This is a genomic window from Nostoc sp. NMS9 (assembly GCF_017114995.1).
Taxonomy (GTDB): Bacteria; Cyanobacteriota; Cyanobacteriia; order Cyanobacteriales; family Nostocaceae; genus Nostoc.
Genome location: NZ_JABXKL010000032.1, coordinates 167,830 through 187,684 on the forward strand (window position 1 = coordinate 167,830; position 19,855 = coordinate 187,684).

Here is a 19,855-nt window from a genome sequence, read left to right on the forward strand (position 1 = left end):
TTTGTTCTTCTCTCATTGTTCAGGTTTGTATCGCCTCTAACAACTAAAAAACCAACATCTACCAGTTCATAGCGGTTGCCAGTGCGATCGCTCTATGTTAGAAAGGGTGAGCGATCGCTCTTTTGTGGTGAGTATAGTTGAATCACCTGTCAGGATAATCAGGTGCTTAAAACTACTCAATTTTTTCACTTTTTTACAGCCTCTTGCCAGAAAATTATTAAAAATTGGATGTAAACATTGTTTTTCGTTAGCAAATTCAGCCTAATTTCGCTAAATAAAATTTATAAATATTGACTATTCTAAGAATTAAGCAAAATATATGTCTAAATGTTACATTTGTGAATGCGAAATTAGTCCAAATAATATTTACAAAGAACATATAATACTCAATTCAATAGGAGGCAGGCTCAAATCACCATCTTTGATTTGCAAAAAATGTGCTCCACACTTTGATGGCATAGATGCTGCTCTTGGTAAGCAGCTAAATATTATAGGCTTAGTTCTTGACATCAAGCGTGATAGAGGTAAGAATCCATACACCAAAGCAAAAATAGTTAGTACAGGTGAAGAGGTATCTTTAATTTCTGGTGGCAAAATAGCACGAATCGAACCAACTAGGGATGTGAGATACGATGGAGATAATGTCTACCTTTCTGTCTCTAGTAGAGATGAAAATGAGATGAGAGTGGTGCTTAATGGGCTTAAACGTAATCACCCCTGGATTGACGTTCAGGAACTTATGAGTAATGCAATCAAGCGACAAGAATTTATTGATAGTCCTCTTAAGTATCAACTCACATTTGGAGGAGATGAAGCATTTCGAGCCATCTGTAAAATGGCAACTAGTTTCTATATTTATAAAGGAGGGGAGCGAAATCATATATCGCACTTAATTCCTTATATAATAGATGGTCAGTTAAATAATACTGTTTGGCACTATTATCCAGAAAATATTACTAATTACAATTCAGAAAATATAGAAGTTTTACATACTTTATTTGTTGTAGGCAATCCTAGCGAAAAAATACTGTATGCTTATATCGAACTTTTTAGTACCTTCAAATTTCTAGTATTACTATCAGATAGTTATACAGGGAGAGAATATCAAGAATTCTATTCTTTTGATGTTATAGGTCAAAAAATTATAGATAAAGTTAGTGAGATTAATCTCTCTAGAAATGAAGTTTTGAAAACCGTAACACTTCGAGAGAATAACTTGCAGCAAATTCAAAATTCCATTAGTTGCCTATTTAAAGTCATAAATGATAAGCAAATTTATGAAAGCTTCAGCAAACAAGTTGAAAATGTTATAGAAAATTCCTTCAAAGATATTCCACAAGGTACAGTTTTCAATGAAAAAATGGCATCAGAATTAGTTATAGAATGTACTGATAAAATTGCTGCTTTGCTGCACGAAAAAGGATTTTTTAATCAGCAGTAAACTTTATCAGGTGCATTGGTAGTCTAGGCAATTTCTACTTACAACAGGTGCATTGGTAGTCTAGGCAATTTCTACTTACAAATAGATAATTAATTGCGCCGTAATACAGCAAACGGCGCGTTAAATACCTATCCTGGAAGTTGCTTTTTCAGCGCTTCCAGAGAAGCCCAACGGTGATCAACTGGAGTTTCAGAACTCTCAGAACTCTCAACAGTACTACTTACAGGAATACCTGGACAATTGCGATCGCATAGTTGCCGTTGTGGTACTGCCAACCACATCTGCTCATACAGCCATTCGTTTGGATAAAAATAACCATCAGGCGGTAAGCTTTCCAGCAACTCTTCCATAACTACTTCCCTTTCTAAGGGCAAGTCATTTGCCTGATTTGCAGTTTCGTCTAACCAGATGATTTCTTTCGTATCAAGCCCTAAACGTCGATTGTATTGCTGCAAACAGCGGTTGCAGGTACAAGTAATAATTGTTTCTGCCTGACTAGACACTTGCAAGTAATTACCATGATGCTGTACGCGCACATGACCGCGAACTGGTGTCAAAGTTTCCAGACCAGGCAGAAATTCATTAACCTGAACTTCCTCTGTCCGCTCCGGGGCTTGAGTTAGCTGCGGAATATAAATTGCGTCCATAGGATTTGTGAGACATCCTCACTAAAATTTATCTCGATTACCAGCAATTATACTGATACTAAATCTTTATTTTATCCCTTAAGAACAAGAGAAATTTTGAAATTATATATGGTTATGAGTTTTCAATCAACTCCAAACTCATAACTCCTAACTCCTAACTGCTAACTCCTTCCAATGAAGCTGGACAGACAACCAGATGACGATGTGGCTCTTTACCGCGACTGAAGGTTTCTAAATCTCCAAATTCCTTCAAGAAGGTATGAACTTGACGCCGTTCAGCAGAACTAAGAGATTTGATTTCCACTTCTCTACCAGAAAAGCGCACTTCATCGGCTGCTGCTTCTGCCAATGCGCGAATTTCGGCTTCTCTTTTGACCCGGTAGCCATTTAACTCAATGGTGTAAGAGGCTTGTTCTTCCGCGGGTTGGCTAAGGTTTAGAACCGAATTTGCTAGATACTGAATCGCATCTAACACAGAACCATCAGCACCAATTAACACCTGGATTTGTTCTGATGTCAAATTAGTTTGGTCAATAGTCAACCAGTAGTTATCTGGTTCTGGAGAATCGCCGTCTTGAGATTGGGCAGTTTCTAAATGACCTTGAATCTCAACAGGTATTCCAGTGAGTTCCAGCAGGGTTTTTAACCACTGCTGACCTCGCTGCATCGGAATGTCGTTCATGATCCCCCTGTAGCCTTTTTCTTGGCACTTTTTGGTTCAAACGGTAATGCTTTTTGTTCTGTGACTGCTGCTTCTTTCTCCTGGGTTTCTACAATTTTTTGCAGTTCTTCTGGTAGAGGTTCGCGGGAGAGAAGATAAGTTTGGGCGGTTTGGAAAATATTACCAATCACCATATACATCAGTACCCCAGCTGGTAGGGGAAAGAACAAAAACATCCCAGAAAAGATGACGGGGGTGATTTTGTTAACTGTATCCTGCTGCGGATTGCCACCGCTGGAATTTTGCCCGGAAAGCATTTGGCTAACATAAAGGCTGATCCCAAAGAAGACGATCATGGCGACGATATCCCAGTGGATTGTGCCATCTGCATCTTGTGCGCCAACCCTGCCTAAAGCATCAATAAATAGAAAGCCTTTTTCTGCTGCTAGTCCAGGAATTGTTCCTTGAATGGTGACATCTCCTGGTTGCAAGGCTTCTACATTGCCCTGAGCATCAATTTTTATCCTATCTTCACCCTTGGTAATTTTCCAATCAGGAATCAGCTTATTTTCTGGGTGTTCTGCTAAAAGCACCTGGAATGGTTTACCTTCAACAGTCTGATACTGTATCTTGGTTTGTTCTCCCACCGCTAATTTATTTCCGCTAGGAATAATGGCAGCTACTTTAACGTGTTCCCCATCTGCAACGTAAATATTTTGAGGAGCAGTGGCAAAGGCTTGCGGTTGAATTTGTTCGATTTGTTCTGCAGGAAGAATTTGCAGGTTAACGCTGTAGTTCGCACTTGCAAAAGGTGAACCCCGCAAGGTGGCAAACAGCGCTAACAAGACTGGCATTTGCACTAGTAATGGAAAACAGCCTGCCAAAGGGTTGCCAAATTCTTTTTGGACATTAACCATTTCCTCCTGCTGCTTTTGCGGTTCATCCTTATAGCGCTCTTTGATTTCTGCCATCCGCTTTTGCATCAGAGGTTGTACAATTCGCATTTTCCGCATGTTGCGAATTGAGCCAGCACTCAGGGGATAGAGCGCGAAGCGGACTATCAAGGTCAAAGCAACGATCGCTAATCCGTAGCTAGGCACAATACCATAGAAAAAATCTATGATTGGCAGCATCACGTTGTTCGAGAGAAAGCCGATACCAAAATCCATTATTCTGAATTCAACCTGAGGTACTGTAAACTGAATCTAATTTATCTAAATCATGATCTGTCGGCGACTATCTTTCGCTACGGATAGCCGCACATTTAAATCGGGAATTGGGAATTGGGAATTGGGCATTGGTTCATCTCCCTCATCTTCCCCTGCTGCCATCATTTGTTAGCAGGAGCGCTAAATTCGGGATTTTTCGCAGCAATTCTTTCGTTAATGTAGTCATAGACTTCCCGAAAATTGGGAATTGCACGCAATTCGAGACGACTGCCGTTTTTTAGGGTGATCGCCATATCTCCCCAAAAGCCAATGCCACGGGGAACTTTAACGATTTTGACAATTTCTGAGTAAATTACGTCAGTGCGATCGCGTCCCTGCCAACCTCCAATCACAGTAATTCGGCGATCAGTGATGCGGAAACGCAGCCACAATGCCCTGACAATTGCCCCGACTGCTAATGGTAGCCCAACAATGGTTAGCCCAATCAGCAGGTTAACAATTAAATCCCCAACATGGGGCCCACCTTCATAATAAACATCTTCACGAATTCCCATCGAACACCTCAGCTTGTGCCAACAACTGCTCTAATTCTTGCAGAAATTGTGGGCTTACGCACTTAGATTCTGCTGCGGTGGGTTTGACAATGAATACTAGCCGCCATCCTGGTGATAATTTTGGCAGCAAGTTATGTAAAGCAGCAGTAATTTGCCGTTTGATTCGGTTGCGAACCACTGCCCTTTTGCTGACTTTTGTGCTAATCGAAATGCCAATCAGCGTGCTGGCAAGATGTGCTGAGTCAGTTGCTTGTGTAGTCTGAGTGGCAGTGTCCAAAGATGGTTTCTTTGAACATAAGGGCTTTAAGGCTCTCAATGTTAAATAAGAGCCATGACGCCGAATTCCTTCTCGGAAAACTGCCTGGAAATCCTTTCGGGATTTTAGCCGATTTGCTTTGGGCAAAGCCACAGATGCTCTTTTAGCTTAAATATGCCCTAAACGCTCAGACGGTGACGTCCTTTTTTTCTTCTGGCGCTAATCACGTTTCTGCCGTCTGGTGTCCGCATCCTGGCGCGAAAACCAGAGGTTCTTTTTCTCTTACGGCTAGTGCCGCCCAGTGTTCTTTTCATACTGTTCTCCTCTTAGGTGATTTTTATAAAAACTCACAATCTCTAATTGTATCACTTTGTAAGGAAATTGGGAATCGCCGATTAGTTACATCCCTACTCTTAATTGATACTCAAAATCCATGTTCCCATGTAGCGCAGTAGTGGCACATCGCCAGGAGAGAGCACTTGACAGTTAAAATAGTAAACTCCGCCGAAGGATGGGTTTTTCACGTTAGATAACACTACCTCGACTGCGCTACCTGCTGGCACTGGCTCTTGAGGAAAAATATTAATCAGTTTACCTTCTTTGTCCCACTTCACCTCAGAAAGCGGAACTGCTTTGCCTTTGACTCGGACTTCAATTTTTTTCTGGTCAAAAGTTCCTTTGTAATAATCAGGGTAGGTAATGGCAAATTGACCAACTGCCAATTTCATTCTTTTGGCTGGAATCCTTAATATGTATCTATCCCAACCATTTGCTTGTCCACCAAAATCTAACCTAAAGGGCAGCTGATTTTCGGATTTTACGCCGCTAAACAGCGTAAATCCAGGTAAGCTTTGTGCCAAAGTCAAGGCTGGTAATCCAGTAACCAAAAAGCTAGTCACGGCTAAAGCAGAAAGTAAACGTCGCATAATCGGGCTTCCTCTACCAAAATATAAATCTGTTATCTAAAATAACTGTGTGTTAGTATTCTTTACTAAACTTTACTATTGGCTTCCTGACAATGGACGTTTAATTTCCAAAAAAAGTGCCATTCTATCTGAATTTTAGGCAACAGTAAAATTACTTAGTGTAAAAAAAACGGATATTGAATTTACTTCATTACCCTTATATAGCCATGATTTGATTACTAAGTTGGTCAAATTTGAACTAGATATAAACACAGTTGGGGGTTGGATTGTGTTTCCAAATATGTATAAGTGTATCTAAATTTGAGAATTTTGTTATAAAAATTGATCCATGTCATTAGCGATCGCCAGTTAAGTTGGGCTAAATTGATTAAAATAAGTTGGATTGGAATCGAAGTTGTAATCATTAAAATTTGATTGGGAAATTATCAAGGTTTCAAAATTCGGTCAATATTACTCTATAAGAAAGGAATACCAAAATTTCTCAATCCCGAAAACAAGCTAAAGATAAAGATGCAAAATTTGGGAATCAATTTAGGATGTGCAATACGTAACCCTGTTTGCAACTATCTGAAAATATGACATCTGCGAGCGGCAAAGTGAGGCTTTGCCTGGAGAGCTAAGAGTGGGAGAGGAAAGATTCAAGGTTCAATCTACAAGTAAAATTCATGGCTGATGTTCCTGCCTAAGTACTATAAGTGCGGGACACGCATCATCTGGACAATCGCTTACTTGGCAGAACATTAGGTATTTATCTTCAGGAGATTTCATGAGAATAGCAGTTGCTAAAGAAATTGAAGTTTGTGAACGTCGTGTGGCATTAATTCCTGACACAGTTGCTCGATTGGTAAAACAAGGTTTGGAAGTTTGGGTAGAAGCAGGTGCAGGAGAGCGATCTTTTTTCAGTGATCCTGACTATGAAGCAGCAGGAGCCACAATAATCAGCGATACTGCCAAATTATGGGGTGAAACAGATATTCTACTGAAAGTCAGTCCACCGCAAGAACGAGAAGATGGACGCTCAGAAATTGACTTGTTAAAGGAAGGGGCTGTTTTAGTCAGTTTCCTCAATCCCTTGGGAAATCCCGTTGTAGCCCAGCAACTAGCAAATCGGAAAGTCACAGCTTTGAGTATGGAGATGATCCCCCGTACCACCAGAGCGCAAAGTATGGATGCTTTGTCCTCGCAAGCTTCATTAGCAGGTTACAAAGCAGTATTAATTGCGGCAGCTGCATTACCGAAATACTTCCCGATGTTAACCACAGCCGCAGGTACGATCGCTCCAGCGAAAGTATTTATTATGGGCGCTGGGGTCGCCGGATTGCAAGCGATCGCCACCGCCAGACGTTTGGGAGCAGTGGTAGAAGCCTTTGATATTCGTCCCGCCGTCAAAGAAGAAGTGCAAAGCTTAGGGGCAAAATTCGTTGAAGTCAAATTAGACGAAGAAACCGTTGCTGCTGGCGGTTACGCCAAGGAAATTTCTGAGGCTAGCAAACAACGTACCCAAGAAGTTGTCGCTGAACACATTAAGAATTCTGATGTAGTGATCACTACAGCCCAAGTGCCTGGGAGACAAGCACCACGGCTCGTTACAGAAGAAATGGTGGCACAAATGAAACCAGGTTCAGTGATTGTGGATTTAGCTGCTGAACAGGGTGGTAACTGCGCCTGTACCGAACCAGGTAAAGATATTGTGTGGAATGGCGTAACAATTATCGGTCCCATCAATCTCCCATCATCAATGCCAATTCACGCCAGCCAATTGTATGCCAAGAACGTAACGTCGTTGATGCAACTGCTAATTAAAGACAAAGCTTTGCAGGTAGACTTTGGCGACGACATCGTTGATGCAGCTTGCGTTACCCATGCGGGTGAAATTCGCAATCAACGAGTGCGGGATGCGCTACAAGCATCGAATACTCAACAACCGGCGGTTAATTAGGGAATGGGAGATGAGGGGGTAAGGGGACAAAGAGAATAACCAATGCCCCATGCCCAATGCCCAATGCCCCATTCCCATTTACACAAGGAGTTTTGATTTCATGACAGAGGCATTACTTGCTGCTTTGTTTGTATTTGTATTGGCATCTTTTATTGGCTTTGAAGTCATCAATAAAATTCCACCGACTCTACACACACCTTTGATGTCAGGCTCAAACGCGATTTCTGGGATTGCAGTACTGGGAGCAATAGTTGCTGCTGGTGCGAGAGACACGAGTGTGTCAGTAATTCTCGGCTTGATTGCTGTAGTATTAGCAACAGTCAACGTTGTGGGTGGTTTTTTAGTGACAGACAGAATGTTGCAAATGTTCAAGAAGAAGGAGATTAAGGCGTGAGCGACTTTTTACCAACTGGCATTCAGCTGACGTACTTAGTCGCTGCATCGTTATTCATTCTGGGCTTGAAAAAGCTGGGATCGCCCGCTACAGCGCGGAACGGTAATCTCGTAGCGGCTGTGGGTATGCTACTAGCAATTGTGGCGACAATGCTCGATCAGCATGTGTTGAACTACGAGATGATATTGTTGGGCTTGGCGATTGGATCGGGAATTGGTGCGATCGTTGCCTACAAAGTCCAAATGACGGAAATGCCCCAAATGGTGGGTTTACTCAACGGTTTGGGCGGTGCGGCTTCGGCATTAGTCGCGGTTGCTGAATTCTGGCGGTTATTAGATAGCTCTCAGACGATACCGCTAGATGTCAACATTTCCATGCTATTGGACGTGTTAATTGGTGGCGTTACCTTCACAGGTAGTTTTCTTGCCTTTGCCAAATTGCAAGGTTTAATTAGCGGTTCCCCGATTACATTTCCATTCCAGCAACCATTTAACCTCTTGCTTCTGGGTGCTTATTTGGTAGGTAGTGCCTATTTAATCATCACACCAGATAGCTTACCCATATTCTTGGGAGTGGTTGGGGTTTCATTGGTGCTGGGTGTGATGTTCGTCATCCCCATTGGTGGCGGCGATATGCCAGTAGTAATCTCACTGTTGAACTCGTTGTCAGGTGTGGCGGCGGCGGCGGCTGGGTTCGTGGTGATGAACAATATGTTAATCATCGCTGGTGCTTTGGTAGGAGCATCTGGCTTAATCCTTACTGAGATTATGTGTAAGGCGATGAACCGCTCCTTATTTAGTGTGCTATTCAGCGCTTTTGGCACAGGTTCTAGTTCTGGTGGTGCTGCTGCTAGTGGTGGTGCAACTGATCAAACTGTCCGCAGCATTGATCCTGAAGAAGGGGCGATGATGTTGGGTTATGCCCGTTCTGTGGTAATTGTACCTGGTTATGGTATGGCAGTTGCCCAAGCGCAACACAGTGTGCGGGAATTGTCAGATCAGTTAGAAAAAATGGGCGTTGATGTCAAGTATGCCATTCACCCTGTTGCTGGGAGAATGCCGGGGCACATGAATGTGTTGCTGGCGGAGGCAAATGTGCCTTATACCCAGTTGTACGACATGGATGATATAAATCCCCAGTTTGAACAAGCTGATGTGGCTTTAGTAATTGGGGCAAATGATGTGGTAAATCCTGCGGCGCGGAGTGATGCAAATAGCCCGATTTATGGTATGCCGATTTTGGAAGTAGATCGGGCGAAGCAGACGATTGTAATTAAGCGCGGGATGAGTACGGGTTTTGCCGGTGTAGATAATGAGTTGTTCTACAAGGATAAAACTACGATGCTTTTTGGTGGCGCTAAGGATATGGTGTCGAAGTTGGTTTCGGAAGTGAAGCAACTGTAAGAGAAACGAACGGCAGAGGCACAGAGAACGCAAAAAGTAGAGACGTGAAATTTCGCGTCTCTACTTTTTTAAGAATGTCAAGCTATCCCACTTTTCCACTGTTGGCTTATACAACCAATAATCCAGCTTGACATCATCAACAAGCCCTCTAAGTTCGGGATCGGGCCAAATGTGAAGCCGATCCTCACATCCAACCTCTCTTGCGGCTGTTTCAATGTCATTCCATTGCCTTTTAAAGTATTCAGCCCATGACTTTTTATGCCTTATGGAATCCGTAAAATCCAAGCCTGCCGCTATCATACGTTTTCCATTACTTCCGCGAGCATTAATAGGCTCCCAAAATATAACTTCTGGATTGATACACATTATTTTTTCCAAATGTCTTTTGAAATCATCTAAAGTCATATTTGGAGGAGTAGGAGCAACTGCAACATACATTCTACACCCAGCTTTATGACCTGCCAGCATTGCTTTATAACGTTCTGAAGGAGGAGGAGCTTGAGGTTCAATCTGCCGACTGAGTTCATCATTTAGGTATGGTAAACTCATGCCAACGATCACATTGGTACGATTAAGAATATCAATATCATTTACCCATAACAGACCACGAGTAAGAATTCGGATTTTTTTCTTATATCTCGATAAAGCCTCAACAACACCCCGCGTAACATTTGCAGTCTGTTTAGTTTGATAAGGATCAGTACCAGAACAGACTAATACTACACCTTTTCCTGCTGGTGTTTCACGCCAAGACCTTTTACGACTAAGGATTTTTTCTAGTTGCTCAGGTATCTCTTCTCGAACAAATAAATACTGTCCCCAATCCATTTGAGGATCGCTTACTCCTTTTGAATGCAATTGTGCTTGTTTTGTCCTAATTGCAGGCGTAGAAGGTACATAACAGAATGTACATCCATGCAAACACCCTGATGCTACATTAACCACATAGTCACATAGCCCTTTTTTGTTAAGAGCGCTCTGTTGCAGAGGATTAACAATTTTTTCAACGCCTTTAACAATAGACATAGCACACACTTTTATTTATATAGTTTATTATTAGTATTAGAAATCCTCACATCCTTAGTTTGGTTATTTAAGATATGATAAAAAATATTTTAAAAAATTGAAAGCTGTTTATATTTAGTTAATTTGATTATATCACTTTTTCGTAAATCAACTTTACGCTCTTTTACTATTTCACCTTTTCTCCAAATCTCTATTTCTTTTTCATTTCTAAGTAGATTTATATAAATTGTATAATGCTCTTTACTAGCTGGGTTCCGTTCCATAGTTTGATGACAAAGCTCACGGAAAATAATTCCGTCTTGACTATTACGTATAATATTGCCGAGATGAGTATCCAACTTCTCTAAACAGAATTCCTCACTATTTTTGGTAATATCAAATTTCAATTCCAGTTGGTTTTCTTCATAAAAATCTACTGTTCTGAACCCATGTCCATACAATTCAAAATAATATTGATAATCTAAGTTATTTTCTTGCCAAAAACTTTCTTTCATTACTTCTAAAGCCCTAATGTTTTGAGAAAGATGCATGAGATAATATAAAACGCTAACATTACCTCTAGGAATCATTGAAAAAGTAAATACATATTCAGCCTTCCCTTTGTTTCTAAATAACCTCATGGATTCATTTCTAAGAGAACACTTACCTCCTGTTGTCTCAAAACTATTAAAATTATCAAATTTATAGTATTCTTCTGCCTCTAGCATTCTGTTAAATGTATCTTTTTCTTTTCCAGACTTACCAATAACAAATCTTTTGATAAAATCAATCATATACGTGTATAGTATTTCCGATCCTCTTAAATCATTAATTTTCCTAATACTTTGCATAGAAACATCAGTCCATCCAAAGGGATCTAGAAAAAAGAACGAGTGTCCTTTGCGAATATCGATTTTGAATATAATTTCATTTACCAAATTCTCAAATTCGCCACATATAAATTCACATTCTTCTACTAACTTTCCAACTTCACCTTTAAATTCATGTGCTTGCCCATTAACTAACTCGCCTAGACCAGCTTTTGGCATGGAATAATTTTTAAGACAAGCTAAATGTTCTCGATTATTATCTATAAAAATAAATTTAACATTTAAATCATACTGGCGTTTTGATTTTTTATAGCCTGCGCGAATAGCTTCTATAATTCTAATAGGTGAGCCTTGCCACTCTGTTTTATTATCCTGGTCATAATACATACCACCTCCACAAAATCCATCAACAAAAGTAAACGTTCTTTCTCCATATCTACCTTTGCCATAAAGTGTGTAAATAAGATTTTCAAGATATGTTTCAATAATTTGATGCTTGGCTTTGGTATGAGGATTTATATCAGGAACATGCTTTCCATCAGCACTCCAAGTTGCTTGTGATTCGCTCATGTTGATTGTCTCCACAGTAATATTCAATACTAATCTAAAATAAGTAGATTGAAAAGCGATCACACACGCCAAGTTCTCTAAAAAAAGTGATCGCCTGCAAAATCTCCAGCGTGCGATCGCCCTCTTCTTCCTCTGTTTTCTCTGCGCCTCTGTGGTTCGTTAAAAAAAAGCGATCACTAACTTTTTATTGAAATGCGATCGCTCTCTTCTGTTCCTCTGTTTTCTCTGCACCTCTGTGGTTCGTTAAAAAGAGCGTAGGCGAAGTCCGCCGAAGGCATCGCTAAATCTCACAGTGCGATCGCTCTACAATATTATTAAGACTGCGGTGTAACACTACACGGATCAACAACTACAATCGCAGAAAAAGGTTTAAAATCATCAATATTAAATGTAAGTAGATGCGTAATCTGGTGTGTTATCATGGCCGCAACTAAACGTGCATCATGCACCTGTTTTCCCATGACTTGGTATTTAACAATTAGAGATTCCCACTCACCAAAAATAGCACGTGTATCAAGGTGTAGTATAAATATATTATTGAGTTTATCAGTTTCTTCTAATGCTTGAGCCGTGGATAACCCTAAACCATTACTATTAATTGGTCTTGTAGCAACAGCCTAAAATCCAATGAGATTCTGTGGAATTATATATAATAATTCCCCTTGTCTCTTGAGCATCAATATCGCTCTTTGAGTATCAAAGTGCATTGGGCTATTCTTCTGCACCAAACGCACCAAAATATTAGTATCTACCAAATAGCTCATAACATTTCATCTTCTCTGGTGTAAATACTCTCTCGACTAATCGCGTCATCTGAAAGTGCTGGTGCCAAAGAAAAAGCAGGACTATTTATTAAATCTGTTAATATAGCCTCCCATTCTTCCTGATAAAAAAGCACAGTCATCGCCTGCAAAATCTCCACAGTGCGTTGGCGTAGCCTCTCGTAGCGTCTTGTAGAGAATGCATCGCCTATCTTTTCCTAACTAATTGTCCGTTTTATCGGTATTTCTATCCAGAACTCACAGCCATTCTCAGGTTCAGAAATACACTTGATATTACCGCCGTGTTTTTCCACAATAATTTGGTAGCTAATAGATAACCCTAAGCCAGTACCTTGTCCAGGTTGTTTAGTGGTAAAGAAAGGTTCAAAGATGCGCGATCGCACAATCTCTGGAATCCCACAACCATTGTCAGCAATCCAAATCAGAACAGTATTCCCTTGTATGGCTTCTGTACGTATCCAAATTTTAGGATTGTCAATTATTTTTCCACTAGTTGCTGAGTTTTCCAGTGCATCGATCGCGTTGTTGAGAATATTCATAAACACCTGATTCATCTGGGCTGCATAGCAGACTACTAGGGGCAATTCACCATATTGCTTAACTACCTCAATAGTAAAAGAATTAGTTTGTGGTTGCAGTCTATGTTGTAAAATTAGCAAAGTACTGTCGATACCTTCATGAAGATCAACGGGCTTCATTCCTGCTTCGTCAAGTCGAGAAAAACTTCGTAACGACAAGACTAATTGAGAGATCCGATCTGCCCCCATCTTCATCGAAGTAAGAATTTTGGGCAAGTCATCATTAATAAAATCTAAATCTAGTGCTGCTACTTGCTTTTTAATTTCCTCTGTTGTCTTAGGATACTGTTTCTGATAAAGGCGCAGTAATTTAAATAAATTTTCGGTATGTTCAGTAACATAAGTGATGTTGCCATAAATGAAACTAATCGGGTTATTAATTTCATGTGCTACACCAGCAACTAACTGCCCTAAGCCTGCCATTTTCTCACTTTGAATTAACTGGCTCTGAGTGTGCTGTAATTCTTTAAGAGTCTGGGTGATTTCTTCTTTTTGACGTTGAGTTTGTTCCAGTAATTCTGCTTGCTGAAGTCCTACGCCTAACTGAGTACCAATTTGCATCAACAAATCTACCTCATCTTCTTGCCAATCACGGGGTTTGATATTTTGATAAGCTGCTAGCAATCCCCAAAGTTTCTCACCCTGAAAAATCGGCACAATCATATATGCCCTAGCCTCCATTAGTTCAATCAGGGCAATATAAGAAATAGAATCATCGGTGCTGTAAATATCCTTAATCACAAGAGTTTTGCCATTAGCAAAATCCCCGCCTTGGGTTTCTTGCAAGTAATTACTTGCATAGGTGTAGCCCGTCGCAGACATTGCAGGTACAATTTCCTTTACTGGTGTCCAACCTTGGGCTAAAGACTCAGCAACAAATTCGCCACTCCAATCAGTCCCGAATCGATAGATTGTCACTCGGTCAACTTCCAATAGCCGTCGGACTTCTTCTGTACTGGTCGCAAAAATGGTGTCAATATCAAGAGAGTGGCGGATTTTCTCCACTGTTGCAGCTAAAGCCTTCTGTCTTTCGGTTGCTTTCCGTTCTCGTTGGGCGGCTTTAGCCAGTTTTTGGGCTTGCACCTGCATCTGTGTCAAGGATTCAGCTTGCTGTAATGCTACCCCCAATTGAACGCCAACTTGTGCTAGCAAGTTGATTTCTTCATCTTGCCAATAACGAGGCTGAGAGTTTTGATAAGCTACTAGTAATCCCCACAGCTTTTCACCCTGAGAAATTGGTACAAAAACTTCATTACGTGCATACTTACCCGCTTGTTTTCGTTGCACAAGAACGCGTTCTGTCACAGGCTGCGGCTTAACCATTGGTGTCCAGCCATCAACAATGGAATCAGCCACAAATTCTCCACTCCAATCAGGATAGAAGCGATAAATTGCGACTCGTTCCACTTCTAATAGCCGACGAACTTCTTGAGTAGTGGTTTTAAATATGGCTTCAATTTCAAGAGACTGACGAATTTTTTCTACTGTGTGCGCCAACGCCCTTTGCCTTTCAGCAGCTTTGCTGATATCTGCTGCTTGGATTTGCATTTGTTGGATAAATTCTGCTTGCTGCAAAGCCACACCTAGTTGGGTGCCCACTTGAGTAAGCAAGTAAACCTCATCTTTTTGCCAATCACGAGATCCAGCATTTTGGTACGCTGCTAGCAAGCCCCAAAGCTTCTGACCGTGGTAAATGGCAACGATCGCATAAGCTCTTGCTTGATATATCTCTAAAATTTTAATGTAGCAGTCACTAAAGCCTGAATTGTAAATATCATTACAAATTCGGTACACTTCACACTGAGTGAAGCTCCCACCCTCTGTATCTTGTAAATAGGTATCAGCGACTGGAGGTTTAGCTAAATCTTTGGCGCTACATTCGCTGACGTTCTCTTTCAATTCCGGCCGTTGCGACTGTTGATGTATGAGGGAAACCCAACCCTCTGCCACTGATTCAAACACGAATTCACCACTCCAATCGGGATTGAAGCGATAAATAGCCACGCGGTCAGCATTTAGCAGCTGTCTAAGTTCTGCAGTGGTTGTGTGGAAAATGCTTTCCAAATCTAGGGACTGGCGAATTTTCTCAATGGTGATGGCTATGGTTTTCTGCCATTGGGCTGCTTTTTCTCTGGCTTTTGCTTGAGCTAGTTCTGCTGATTGTAGTTTTACTTGTTCCAGGTAATCTGCTTGTTGTAAAGCAACTCCTAGATGTTCGGCGATTAATTGCACAAACTCAATTTCTGATGCTTCCCATTTTCGAGGACTACCACACTGATGAATACACAACAATCCCCATAAATCTTTACCTTTAATCAAGGGGGCAGTTATATTGGCACGTACTTGGAATTTTTCTAGAATTTGGATGTAGCAATCACTGGCATTAACTTGATAAATATCAGCTATTGCTCTAATTCGACCTTGCTGATAAAGTCCTGCGAACTCCTCATTAAAGCAATGGTCGCGCAGTTTGACTGCTAGTGCCGAATCCCATTCTGTTGCCACATCTTCATAGATAAATTCCCCTTCCCATGCCAAATCAGGATAAAAACGAAACACGCCAACCCGATCGCTTTTGAGAAGTTGGCGGACTTCAGTGACTGTAATTTTGAAGATAGTTTCTATGTCTAGAGACTCCCGAATACGGGCAATAACTCCAGATAAGGCTTTTTGTTGCTCATTCTGACGCAAGGAGCATGTTACATCTGAATGAGATTCTTGCCGTTCTGAATTTGGTTGTATGGGTTGAGTAGTAGAGGAGTTTTCCATTCCCAGTGGGACTTTAAATATTGAAAGTCTTCTATTTCATGATTCCCGTTGCGATCGCAAAGGTAACAGTTATTTCCTGGGCTATCATACAAAATAGTGTAGGGACACGATAGTATCGCGTCCCTACAAAAAGATTTTTCAATTACAAGAAAATTATCGCCGCTTGGGAGTGGCGCTGCGGGTGGTACGTTTTTCTTCATCTCGGCGACGGCGATCGCGCCAATCTGCCAGGGTCAAATAACCAATACCACCAGTGACTACTACGAGCAGCACTACAGCAAATAAAGCCAAAATATTCAAGAATGGACTTTCCACAATGCCTCTACAGTCCGTTACGTCCCCACACTACCATTGCAATTGACCAAGTGAACACAACTAACAGCGATACCCAACCTAGTGTCAAAATCTCCATAGTCCCATTTTTCAAATAATTACAAAAGGTTTCTAATATTTATCATACAGGGATTGGGCAGGCTGAGATTTTTTTATCAATGACATTGTAAGTTTTGCGTGCGAGCACAAAAAAGACACCAAACAAATTTTCTTGATACGCTAGTATTTTAAGCAACGATAAAGACGAATGTAAAAAAGTAGCGATCGCGCTTTCTGACTTAATGATTTGGGAATACTAGGGCTATGCGTATATATTTACAATCGAGCAACCCCTAATATCATGCCGACATTTTTCAACTATTCTTTTCACTCCAGCGGTTTTATTCCTCACGGACATTGTTATCTCTGGCAAACTGGATTAGTTTGGCTCCACATTATTTCTGATGCCACGATCGCTCTAGCCTATTATTCTATTCCCTTCTTACTGATTTACTTTATTTCCAAGCGTAAAGACGTTCCTTTCAATGGAGTCTTTTTGTTATTTGGTGCTTTTATTATTGCCTGCGGTACTGGACACTTGATGGATATTTGGACACTTTGGCATCCAGACTATTGGGTTGCAGGTAGTTTAAAAGCTTTAACTGCCATTATTTCGATATATACGGCATTTGCGTTATTTTATCTCATGCCTCAAGCTCTGACACTACCCAGTCCAGCCCAGTTAGAAGTTATTAATCGAGCGCTTTCAACTGAAATTGTCGAGCGCAAGCGCATCGAAAAAGAATTACGCTTTGCAGAAGAAGTTGCTCAAAACTCCAGCCAAGCCAAGAGTGAATTTCTTGCCAATATGAGTCATGAACTACGCACACCTCTTAACGGTATTCTGGGCTATACACAAATTCTCCAACGCACAGAGTCTTTGAGTGAAAAAGGACGCAAAGGAGTCAGCATCATTTATCAATGTGGTTCTCATCTTTTAACCCTAATTAATGATGTCCTGGATCTCTCCAAAATAGAAGCCCGGAAACTAGAATTGTATCCTGTTGATTTCTACTTGCCTGCCTTTATAGATAGCGTGACTGAAATTTGTCGCATCCGGGCAGAGCAAAAGGTGATCGCATTTCACGTCCAACTCGATTCTGATTTGCCAACGGGCATTCATACTGATGAAAAACGCTTGCGGCAAGTACTGATTAACTTGCTTAGTAATGCGATTAAATTTACTAATGAAGGCAGTGTCACCTTCATAGTTAAGGTCATTGCTCAACAATTAAATACTAATGGAAAAATTAACTACAAAATTCGCTTTGAGGTAATAGATACTGGTGCAGGGATAATCCCTGAACAAGCCCAGAAAATCTTCCAACCCTTTGAACAAGTGGGAAATCAAAAACGACAATCTGAAGGTACAGGCTTAGGATTAGCAATCAGCCAAAACATTGTTTTGTTGATGGGTGGTCAAATTCAAGTGCAAAGTACCTTATGCAAAGGTAGTACTTTCTGGTTTGAGGCAGAATTCCCGGAATCTAAAGACTGGGCAAAGGTTTCTAGAGTAGTTGAGCAAGGAACAATTATTGGTTATCAAGGACAAAGCCGCACCATTTTGATTGCGGATGACAAATGGGAAAATCGATCGGTAATTGTAAATTTACTAGAGCCAGTTGGGTTTACTGTTGTAGAAGCTAGTCAGGGTCAGGAAGGATGGGAAAAGGCTTTAGCCCACAAACCAGACTTGATTATCACTGACCTCGTGATGCCTATATTGAATGGATTTGAGTTGATCGAACGTTTGCGTCAATCTGAGCAATTTAAAGAGATTGCTGTCATCGCTTCCTCAGCCAGTGTGTTTGCAGCTGACCAGTACAAGAGTATTGATGTCGGTGCAAATGCATTTCTACCAAAGCCTGTAGAAGCTGAAACACTGCTAGAAATGCTACGACAATTTTTGCAACTAGAATGGATTTTTGACGGCAAGGTAAATGAAATCAAAAAAACCGATACAGATGCTTTGGATCGACCAAATGAGATGATTTATCCTGGCAAAGAGGTTTTACAAGAATTACTCGAGCTAACACAAGACGGCGATATTCAAAAAATTTTGGAACTAGCCGAGGAACTTTCTAAATCTGATGAGCATTTAAGCATTTTTACCCAGCAGATCGTCCAGCTTGCTAGTAATTTCCAACTTAAACGTTTGGAAACTTTTATTCAACAATATATCAATTAATTTGAGTTAAATTTCAATTGTTAATTCATCATGCCCAAGACCTCAGATGCTGGATTTATTTTGATTGTGGATGATAATCCAACAAATTTATCTGTGCTGTGTGAAGCGCTTAATAGTGAGGGTTTTCGTTTTCGGGTTGCAGTCGATGGAGAAAGTGCGATCGCTCAAGCTGAACGCAATCAACCAGAGTTGATTTTGCTGGATGTACAAATGCCCGGTATTGACGGATTTGAAACTTGTCGCCGCCTCAAAGCCAATCCTGTTACCCAAAACATTCCGATTATTTTCACCACTGCTTTAGCAGATACAGAGAGCAAAACGAAGGGATTTTCCCTTGGTGCAGTTGACTATATCCCTAAACCGTTTGCACAAGAGGAAGTCATTGCGAGAGTGCGCGTACATTTACAACTCAAACAATTGACTGAATCTTTGGAACAACAAGTTAGCGATCGCACCAAGGCTTTGCAAAAAGCTCAAGTCCAACTAGTGCAGCAAGAGAAACTATCAACACTCGGAGAGCTAATCGCTGGTATTGGCCATGAAATCAATAACCCTATCAACTTTATTTCCAGCAATATTCCACCCTTGCAAGAACATATTACAGCAGTAACCGAGTTGCTTCTACTATATGAACAAGAGTATCCAAACCCAACAGCCCAAATTACCAATACTATTAAAAACTTGGATCTAAACTTTGTTCTCGAAGATATGGGAAAAATCTTGAACTCACTCCAGATAGGAAGCGAAAGAATTCAAAACCTTTCTAATTCACTCCGCAACTTCTCTCGTTCAGATAGTGATGCCAAAATACCTGCTGATTTGCACCAAGGAATAGATAGTACACTGGTGATTTTACAACACCGCCTCAAGGCTAATGGCGATCGTCCTGGCATTGAAGTTATTAAAACTTATGGAATATTACCAGAGGTAAACTGCTATCTAGGGCAGATGAATCAAGTATTTATGAACATTTTAGCAAATGCAATTGATGCCCTTGATGAAGCTATAATAGAAGGCAAAATGAGCAATCTAATTCCTCAGATTAAAATTGCAACAGAAATAGATTCTGAACAATTGGTTATAATTCGGATTGCTGACAATGGGATTGGTATTCCTGAACGGCTTAAAAAACGCTTGTTTGAGCCGTTGTTTACCACAAAAACTGTTGGAAAAGGTACTGGACTTGGCTTGTCGATCGCATATCAAATAGTTGTAGAAAAACACAAAGGTGTTTTAGAAGTGAGTTCTCAACCTGGTATGGGAACCGAGTTTATCATCAAAATTCATACATGAGAACAATATTTAATTGATTACACAACTGCTTTAGCATTTATCATATTGGAGACTGGGAAAGAATTTTCCTAATACCCA

Annotated in this window: 19 protein-coding genes; 6 read left to right on the plus strand and 13 right to left on the minus strand. The window is 40.7% G+C overall.

All coding sequences use genetic code 11. The features are described 5' to 3' along the window. Positions 1-66 precede the first annotated feature (66 nt). Positions 67-189, minus strand: a complete 123-nt coding sequence (locus HWQ40_RS11460; RefSeq protein WP_292777779.1) for a hypothetical protein — start codon at positions 187-189, stop codon at positions 67-69. A 130-nt stretch (positions 190-319) separates the two neighbouring features. On the opposite strand from HWQ40_RS11460, the gene HWQ40_RS11465 reads away from it, so the two are divergent. Next, positions 320-1,441 (plus strand): HNH endonuclease, encoded by a 1,122-nt coding sequence (locus HWQ40_RS11465; protein ID WP_292777780.1) that lies wholly within the window; start codon positions 320-322, stop codon positions 1,439-1,441. 128 nt (positions 1,442-1,569) lie between these two features. Here the strand turns inward: HWQ40_RS11465 and HWQ40_RS11470 are convergent, their stop codons facing one another. The 7 genes from HWQ40_RS11470 to HWQ40_RS11500 all read right to left on the minus strand — a co-directional run bounded on the left by HWQ40_RS11470 (position 1,570) and on the right by HWQ40_RS11500 (position 5,654). Continuing rightward, positions 1,570-2,088: a YceD family protein gene (locus tag HWQ40_RS11470; protein ID WP_292777782.1), complete on the minus strand. Its 519-nt coding sequence runs from the start codon at positions 2,086-2,088 to the stop codon at positions 1,570-1,572. A 154-nt stretch (positions 2,089-2,242) separates the two neighbouring features. Then, a complete protein-coding gene (locus HWQ40_RS11475; protein ID WP_292777783.1) occupies positions 2,243-2,770 on the minus strand; it encodes a R3H domain-containing nucleic acid-binding protein in 528 nt (175 codons plus the stop codon). Then, positions 2,767-3,918, minus strand: a complete 1,152-nt coding sequence (gene yidC / locus HWQ40_RS11480) for a membrane protein insertase YidC (RefSeq protein WP_292777784.1) — start codon at positions 3,916-3,918, stop codon at positions 2,767-2,769. Before yidC ends, HWQ40_RS11475 begins: the two co-directional genes overlap by 4 nt. A 161-nt stretch (positions 3,919-4,079) precedes the next feature. Then, complete coding sequence (locus HWQ40_RS11485; RefSeq protein ID WP_292777787.1) at positions 4,080-4,472, minus strand: PH domain-containing protein; 393 nt, start codon at positions 4,470-4,472, stop codon at positions 4,080-4,082. Further along, positions 4,459-4,881: a ribonuclease P protein component gene (gene rnpA / locus HWQ40_RS11490; RefSeq protein ID WP_292777790.1), complete on the minus strand. Its 423-nt coding sequence runs from the start codon at positions 4,879-4,881 to the stop codon at positions 4,459-4,461. The genes HWQ40_RS11485 and rnpA overlap by 14 nt, the downstream gene beginning before the upstream one ends. A gap of 26 nt (positions 4,882-4,907) precedes the next feature. Then, positions 4,908-5,042, minus strand: coding sequence for a 50S ribosomal protein L34 (rpmH, locus tag HWQ40_RS11495; RefSeq protein WP_099102484.1), 135 nt, complete (start codon positions 5,040-5,042; stop codon positions 4,908-4,910). Positions 5,043-5,141: 99 nt separating this feature from the next. Beyond that, entirely contained in the window at positions 5,142-5,654 is a 513-nt protein-coding gene (locus HWQ40_RS11500; RefSeq protein ID WP_292777794.1) for a DUF2808 domain-containing protein, read from the minus strand. A gap of 766 nt (positions 5,655-6,420) precedes the next feature. Between HWQ40_RS11500 and HWQ40_RS11505 the strand changes: the two genes are divergently transcribed. The 3 genes from HWQ40_RS11505 (at position 6,421) to HWQ40_RS11515 (ending at position 9,390) form a co-directional block, all read left to right on the plus strand. After that, positions 6,421-7,593, plus strand: a complete 1,173-nt coding sequence (locus tag HWQ40_RS11505) for a Re/Si-specific NAD(P)(+) transhydrogenase subunit alpha (protein ID WP_292777796.1) — start codon at positions 6,421-6,423, stop codon at positions 7,591-7,593. A gap of 100 nt (positions 7,594-7,693) precedes the next feature. After that, entirely contained in the window at positions 7,694-7,987 is a 294-nt protein-coding gene (locus HWQ40_RS11510; protein ID WP_100900811.1) for an NAD(P) transhydrogenase subunit alpha, read from the plus strand. Continuing rightward, positions 7,984-9,390: an NAD(P)(+) transhydrogenase (Re/Si-specific) subunit beta gene (locus tag HWQ40_RS11515; protein ID WP_292777799.1), complete on the plus strand. Its 1,407-nt coding sequence runs from the start codon at positions 7,984-7,986 to the stop codon at positions 9,388-9,390. Before HWQ40_RS11510 ends, HWQ40_RS11515 begins: the two co-directional genes overlap by 4 nt. Positions 9,391-9,450: 60 nt before the next feature. On the opposite strand, the gene HWQ40_RS11520 is transcribed toward HWQ40_RS11515, so the two are convergent. The 5 genes from HWQ40_RS11520 to petN form a co-directional block, all read right to left on the minus strand. Continuing rightward, positions 9,451-10,416 (minus strand): radical SAM protein, encoded by a 966-nt coding sequence (locus HWQ40_RS11520; protein ID WP_292777801.1) that lies wholly within the window; start codon positions 10,414-10,416, stop codon positions 9,451-9,453. Between the two features lie 89 nt (positions 10,417-10,505). Then, positions 10,506-11,795, minus strand: coding sequence for a three-Cys-motif partner protein TcmP (gene tcmP / locus HWQ40_RS11525; protein WP_292777803.1), 1,290 nt, complete (start codon positions 11,793-11,795; stop codon positions 10,506-10,508). A 979-nt stretch (positions 11,796-12,774) separates the two neighbouring features. Next, positions 12,775-15,924: a GAF domain-containing protein gene (locus HWQ40_RS11530; protein WP_292777805.1), complete on the minus strand. Its 3,150-nt coding sequence runs from the start codon at positions 15,922-15,924 to the stop codon at positions 12,775-12,777. Positions 15,925-16,077: 153 nt separating this feature from the next. Continuing rightward, on the minus strand, positions 16,078-16,239 hold the full coding sequence (locus HWQ40_RS11535) for a hypothetical protein (RefSeq protein WP_292777808.1): 162 nt from the start codon (positions 16,237-16,239) through the stop codon (positions 16,078-16,080). 7 nt (positions 16,240-16,246) lie between these two features. Then, a complete protein-coding gene (gene petN, locus HWQ40_RS11540) occupies positions 16,247-16,336 on the minus strand; it encodes a cytochrome b6-f complex subunit PetN (protein WP_012408302.1) in 90 nt (29 codons plus the stop codon). Positions 16,337-16,597: 261 nt separating this feature from the next. Between petN and HWQ40_RS11545 the strand changes: the two genes are divergently transcribed. Then, positions 16,598-18,484, plus strand: coding sequence for an ATP-binding protein (locus HWQ40_RS11545; protein WP_292777811.1), 1,887 nt, complete (start codon positions 16,598-16,600; stop codon positions 18,482-18,484). Positions 18,485-18,514: 30 nt separating this feature from the next. After that, the gene (locus HWQ40_RS11550; RefSeq protein ID WP_292777813.1) at positions 18,515-19,777 is read left to right on the plus strand and encodes a response regulator; all 1,263 of its coding nucleotides are present in this window, start codon (positions 18,515-18,517) and stop codon (positions 19,775-19,777) included. Positions 19,778-19,855 lie beyond the last annotated feature (78 nt).